This window comes from Arthrobacter cupressi (assembly GCF_900099975.1).
Taxonomy (GTDB): domain Bacteria; phylum Actinomycetota; class Actinomycetes; order Actinomycetales; family Micrococcaceae; genus Arthrobacter; species Arthrobacter cupressi.
In genome coordinates this window covers 21,513-27,765 of record NZ_FNEI01000024.1, presented here as the reverse complement: position 1 = coordinate 27,765, position 6,253 = coordinate 21,513, and the positions used below count along the sequence as shown (strand labels likewise).

General features: G+C 61.9%; 6 protein-coding genes. 1 reads left to right on the top strand and 5 read right to left on the bottom strand.

Annotated elements, in window-relative coordinates; genetic code table 11:
- The coding region (locus BLP88_RS18185) for an NmrA family NAD(P)-binding protein (RefSeq protein WP_074591557.1) at positions 1-607 on the top strand (607 nt) is incomplete at its 5' end.
- A gap of 560 nt (positions 608-1,167) precedes the next feature.
- Here BLP88_RS18185 and BLP88_RS18180 read toward each other — a convergent pair.
- From BLP88_RS18180 to BLP88_RS18155, 5 genes are all read right to left on the bottom strand, one after another.
- Positions 1,168-2,052: an aldo/keto reductase gene (locus BLP88_RS18180; protein WP_074591562.1), complete on the bottom strand. Its 885-nt coding sequence runs from the start codon at positions 2,050-2,052 to the stop codon at positions 1,168-1,170.
- 395 nt (positions 2,053-2,447) lie between these two features.
- On the bottom strand, positions 2,448-3,632 hold the full coding sequence (locus tag BLP88_RS18170; RefSeq protein WP_074591553.1) for a lyase family protein: 1,185 nt from the start codon (positions 3,630-3,632) through the stop codon (positions 2,448-2,450).
- A gap of 11 nt (positions 3,633-3,643) precedes the next feature.
- A complete protein-coding gene (locus BLP88_RS18165) occupies positions 3,644-4,204 on the bottom strand; it encodes an Lrp/AsnC family transcriptional regulator (protein ID WP_074591551.1) in 561 nt (186 codons plus the stop codon).
- Between the two features lie 102 nt (positions 4,205-4,306).
- Positions 4,307-5,041: an SDR family NAD(P)-dependent oxidoreductase gene (locus tag BLP88_RS18160; RefSeq protein ID WP_074591549.1), complete on the bottom strand. Its 735-nt coding sequence runs from the start codon at positions 5,039-5,041 to the stop codon at positions 4,307-4,309.
- A gap of 84 nt (positions 5,042-5,125) precedes the next feature.
- Complete coding sequence (locus BLP88_RS18155; RefSeq protein WP_084111361.1) at positions 5,126-6,232, bottom strand: alanine racemase; 1,107 nt, start codon at positions 6,230-6,232, stop codon at positions 5,126-5,128.
- Between the last annotated feature and the right edge of the window lie 21 nt (positions 6,233-6,253).

Genomic DNA, 6,253 nt, shown 5'->3' with positions numbered 1-6,253 from the left:
AATCGACGCCGAAGTCCGGCAAGGCAGCAACGTGGCGGAGACTGCAGCTGAAGCGGGCATACGCCACGTGGTGTACGGGGCGGCAGGAGTCAGCGACCAGCCGACAGGCGTCGGCTCCTGGGACTCGAAGCTGGTCATAGCCCTGCGCTTTCGCGAACTCGGACTGCCGCTCACCGTGCTCCGGCCAATGGCTTTCATGGAACTGATGACGGACCAAGGTTACTACCCACAGTTTTCCACCTGGCACCTGATGCCAAAGCTGATGGGCCCGACCCGGCCGGTGGGCTGGCTGTGCGTTGACGATCTGGGTGCCATCGCCGCCCGAATGTTCGCCGACCCCGAAAGGTGGAGCGGCGCGGTGCTGGGTTTGGCATCCGACGTGCAGTCAATAGACGAGTGCCGCACCCTATGGCAGGAACAGACCGGACGAAAGCCCCGTGGGTTGCCGATGCCGGAGAAGCTGTTTGAACGGTTCGTGGGGAAGGACCTCACCACCATGTGGCGATGGCTGCAGACCGGACAATTCGACATGAGTACGCAGGCAACGCGCGAGGTCCTGCCGGAGGCCCGGACCATTAAGGAATGGCTGACACAACGGCCCAAGTGAGCGGTGCTGAGCAGCGCGGACCGCGGTGACTGCGGGGCTGCCGCTTGGCTTACCCGCTGGAGGCGAAAAGGCCGACCCGGCGGCAAGCACCCCCGGGGCGATCAGCAGAGGCACTTGTCAGCTTTGTACACACTTAAAAGCGAAAACCCCTCTGACGAGGGGTTATGCTGTGCCCGAGGTGGGACTCGAACCGGGTTCCGAGCCCCTAGATTCCGCCACTCCCCCGAAAACATGGGCAAACCGGGCCAGTCCGGCCGATGTACGGCCCAGTCCGACAGGCAAAGGGTGGACAGTGTCCACACTTCCTTTTTGCCATCCGTCGGCCCCTCTCACTAGAAGCAAAGCCGAACTGACCGCTGCTGCGATCCGAATCATGGCGTCGAAAAACGACGACTTCGCCACCGAACGAAAATCCTGGAACCAAGTGCACGACATGCCTCTCTCCGCTAGTGATCCTCCCACCGTCCATTGCTGGTCCGGCAGAGCGCGACACGACCAGCCCAGCCAGTAGAACTGGAGATCTCCTGCCTGAAGTGGCGCCTTAGGGAACGGCTCCAGTACTAAGCCTCGGAAATCACCCTGGCGAAGCTAGCCAGCCGCGCCACGTCCGGGTCCGGTCCATTGCGCAAACCAAGGTCTAGCGCATCAATGCCTGCGAGTTCGTCCGCGCTGAGTTCAAAGTCGAATACGTCGAGATTCTCCGCAATACGTGCCGGGTTCGTCGACTTTGGGATGGCAGAGCGGCCCTGTTGCAGGTGCCATCGCAGCATCACCTGGGCTGGGCTTTTCGCGTGGGCTTGGGCTATGGCGACGATCGTCGGGTCTCCCATGACGTTCTTCTTGCGGTTCTCTCCAAACCCGGGGTAGAAGGTGATGCCGCCTATCGGTGACCATGCCTGGGTGAGGATGCCGCTTTTTGCATTCGCTGCCTGCGCGGCCGGCTGTGTGAAGTAGGGATGCAGTTCGATCTGGTTGACGGTCGGGACGATGTCGGTCCTCGCGAGCAGTTGCTCCAGGTGGTGCGGCATGAAGTTGCTAACGCCGATCGCCCTCACCCGCCCGTCACCGAGCAGGGTCTCGAGTGCTTTGTATGCGGCGGTGGTCTTTTCGAAACGATCCGGTGCGGGCTGGTGCAGGATGAGCATGTCCACATAATCGACGCCGAGTTTGGCGGCTGACTTCTCCCAGGCGTGCAAGGTCTGTTCGTATCCGTAATCGCTGACCCAGACCTTCGTCTCAATGAACACTTCGGATCGGTCGAGGCCGGACCTCCTAATGCCGTCGCCAACTTCCCGCTCATTGTCGTATGCGGCCGCGGTGTCGATGTGGCGGTAGCCAGCCGCCAGCGCGGCCTCGACAGCCGCCGTCGTTTGATCCGGCGGACTCTGGAAGACGCCAAGTCCAAGGGCCGGCATCGTGACGCCATTGTTGAGGATAAGTTCCATAATCATGTCCTTCTTAGTTTGATCTCGAGGTGGGCCGGCCATCGCACGAGGGTGGTCCTGGGACTGATGTCATAAAGTGGCCCCACTGTCCGCATGGATCCAATCGTCCCGTTCGAAAGTTTCGCCATACGGGACCATGGAGCTCAGGGCCACGGTGTAGATATCCGGTCCGTGTCGGGTGATGAGAACGCCAAGCCAGCCTTCTTCGAGTGCGTGAGCATGAGCCCTCCCCACCGCAGTATTCAGATCGTCATTAATTTGGCCTTGGGTGTTGCCCCTGACGTGGAAATATCGCCCTGGTTCGATCGTGGTAATCATCGGATATCACCTGCCAGCGGCGCTCAGCCATGCGGTGAGGTTGGATTTCATCGACGTCACGGTCTCGAATGGTGTACTCAACGGCTTTCTTCCTTGGTTTGGGGGCTGACATGGTTATTGGCTGTGATTCCGCTGATGCAGTGTTCTGCGAGGGTCGTGCAGGCGGACGTGAGGTAGGCGAGACTGGCAAGCAGGGTCTGCGCGATGATTGGCTTGAAGACACTGGATTGGCCTTGTTCTTCGTCCGCCATCGCCATCGTCAGATCGTTTCCGACGACCTTGAAAGCGAGCTGATTAACACCTTCGGGAATGGCGGGATTGATATCGGCCAGCCCCGTCCATGGCATGGAGGAGCGTAGCCGAAGGTTGCTGCACATTCCTGAGAGCCTGAGTGCAGTGCGCTTGAGCGCCCCCGAGAAGAGTACGAAGGCACTGCAGTCTTCAGACTTCTCCAAGTCAGCGCCGGCTTGTCCAAGGGGCAGTCCGGTCATCTGCAGCAAATGAGCTAATGCATATTCTTGATGTGTGTCGGCGCCGGTCGCAATGGCTGCCTCTCCGGTGCTGACCTGATGGACTGGAACGAGCGCTTCCCGGATGCCTTGTTCGTCCTCGTTCACCAACGCCGCGTACATCGTGAATTCCTGCGCCAGCGTCATAGGCTGCGGATCCCGTGCCGGCGTCCGGCTGATCGTGGCGACTCCCTCGAACTCGAGGGCCTTCCGGGCCAGTTGACCGCGGAGAAATGCCATCGCGTGGAGAAGCTCGAGGCCGCTGTTGATAGCCGCTATCTGGACAGCCACGGCATAAGCCTTGGTCGTGGACTGGCCCATGTTCACGTCGCGCATCGGGTGGATGAACTCATACGCGCCCCGAGTGTGGCCCAGGATCTCGAGGGCGCGATTAGCGATCACCTCGTTCACATTCATGACCGAAGGTGACCCTGCCCCGCCCTGAATGATATCGACGACGAACTGGTCAAGAAGGTCGCCCTGCTCAATCTCTTTGCAGGCCTGGACGATGGCGACCTTCTTTTCCTCACTGATCAGGCCACGGTCCGAGTTCCCCAGCACGGCAGCACGCTTGACGAGGGCAAGTGCCTTCACCAGCACCGGGTACGAGGAGAGCCGGATGCCGGTGACGGGAATGATCTGGAGTGCGCGAAGCGTATGAATGCCCCAGTAAGCTTCCGCCGGAATCTCCCCGGCTCCGAACAAATCCTTCTCGACCCTGCTTTTGCCGCGGCTGAATTTCTGTTTCGTCATGTCCTTGCGCCTTACAGCGGCGGTCTCGACATGGATCGCGGGCGAAAGGGAACAATCGTCGTTCTGCTCACTTCCACCGACACAACAGCCGACTGGATTCGCAACCCGCTGGCGATCGCCTCGATGCGGCCAGGTTCTTTGACGTGAACCCTCAAGAGGAGGGAACGGTCGTCTTGAAGGACCTCCGCGGTGACGATTTCGTGGATGTAGTCCAAAGAGCGCATGAGGTCCGCGCCTGTGCGTGTCTGGTCTTGAACCACTCTGATCACGGCAGAGATTGGGCGCAATGCCGGGGCAGGGTAGTCCCGCACTAGCGTGTAGCCCCCTATGTGGCCAGTTTTCTCCAGTTCCTCAATACGAATCGCGCATTCTTCCGGGCTGGTCCCAACCCGAACGGCGACGGCATCCGCCGTGAGCCGCGAATCCGCCTCCAGTTCGCGGAGGATCGCTTCATCAATATGGTCAAGAGGCGCCGGTACCGTGCACTTGACATCGGCACACTCCCTGGACTCCTTCGGGTAGTGGGAGCATTCCAGGTTTCGCAATGATCGCTCGGATGTAAGTTCTGACATTTCACTCCAGTGCTTCGAAACTGCTTCGCCTATGAGGCGATCGCCACGGCTTTCGGCTGTGTCATTTCCTCGTAGGCGAACCTGACCCCTTGGGCGGGCAAGCTAGAACGCGGTGTATCCGCCGTCGACGGGCAGGGTTGCCCCGGTGATGTAGGAGGACTCGGGGGATGCGAGGAAGAGGACGGCGTCTGCGATCTCTTCGGGGGTGGCAAGGCGCTGAAGGGGGATCTGGCCCTCACGCTGCCGGCGGTAAGCCTCCGGATCCTCCCGCCGCTGGATGGACGCTTCGATGATGGGGGTCGCGGTCAGGCCGGGGGCGACGACGTTGACGCGGATGTTCCGTTCAGCCCACTCGATCGCGGCGCCCCTGGCGAGCATGATGAGCCCGCCCTTGGCCGCGGAGTAGAGGACCTGGTCTGCCATGCCGACCATGCCCAGGCGTGAGCTGACCAGGACGAACGAACCGCCCGCAGCGGGCATGAGCGGCGCGAAGTGCTTCATCACCAGGAATGAGCTCAGCAGGTTGCTGTGGAGCGTGTTCTTCGCGTCCTCGTAGGACATCGCGGTCAGCGGGCTGTTGACCTGGAGACCGTGGTTGAGGACGACGGCGTCGACGGTGCCGAAGCTTTCGGCGGCTTCGCGGGCCAGGTGTTCGACGAAGGCCTCGTCGTTGAGGTCTCCGGGGACGTAGGCGTCCTCCGGCTGGGCGCTGTCGATCTGCTCCTTGCGTCCGGTGAGCAGCAGGCGTGCCCCCTCGCGGCGGAAGTGGGAACACACGGCTTGCCCGATGCCGCTGTTGGCGCCCGTGACAAGGGCAGTGGCTTTCTGGAGTCTCATAACAGACTCTCCTTCATGGCTAGTAAGTAGTGGGGTTGAAGGCACGGGGCGGGGACACCCCCGCCCCGTCCCCGTGTGCTTGCGTTAGTTGTTGAATCCGCGGGCGTCGACGGCCCAGCGTTCGAGGGACGTCCCGGTGCTGTCGGTAACGATGTACTCCTCGAAATTCACCACTACCGGGCAGACGTGGTTGGGCACCACGGGAACCACGGTCCCGACGCTCGGGCGGAAGTCTCCCTCTGGCAGCGGGAGGAAGCCGTGGTATTCGTTCAGCCTGGACAAGACAGCGTTGGTACCGGCGATCCCGCCGTAGCCGATTTCGGGGGTACCTTCGCGGCCGATGGCTTTGGTACCAACGTCGAGCATGACCTGGTCGGGAACCCAATCGCTGACTACCGTGCCGGCGACGAACAGCGCGATCTGATCTTCCGTGCAGGCACCGAGCCTGGCGTTACCGAGGTCATTGAAGATGTATTCGCCGGGCCGAATCTCGGTGATCACACTGTTGGTGGCAAACGCCACGGTGGGTGTGGATCCGGCGCTGACTACCTCAGCAGTGATACCGATCGCCGCGAGGCTGCGCACCGCTGTGGTGAGCGCGGCGTCCTGGTCCCGCGCCGCACGCTCGCGTGCGTCTGGTCCGGAACCGCCGTGGCCGGGGTAGGTGAAGACACCCGCCGGCACGAGGCCTCGGTTGCGGGCGGCGGCGGCGAGCTCGCCTGCGTACTCTGGAGCTGCACCGGAACGACGGGCGCCGCAATCGACCTCGATCACAACTTGCAGTTGATCGGCGTTGTCGCCCATGGCGTCGGCGAGGGCGTCGATCGCCGCGAGGTTATCGACGCCGACTCGCAGCCGGATGGTCTCGGCCAGTTTGCGGATCCGCGGCCCTTTAGTACCAGCAGGCCAGATCGGGTAGGCGATGAAGATGTCGTCGAATCCGGCCGCGGCGAACACTTCGGCTTCACCCACGTTGCCCGCGGTGATTCCGACCGCTCCTGCCTTGATCTGGCGGCGGCCGATCTCCACGCATTTGTGCGTCTTGACGTGCGGCCGGACTTGGAGGCCCTGCCGGTCGGCGAAGGCCTGCATCCGGTCAATGTTTTCCTGCATCACGTCGGCCAAGATGATGGGCGACGGAGTGTCGATTCGCTCGACGAGGGCGTCGAGCGCCTGTTGAAGGCGGTTCACACTGTACTCCTGTTTGTTCGG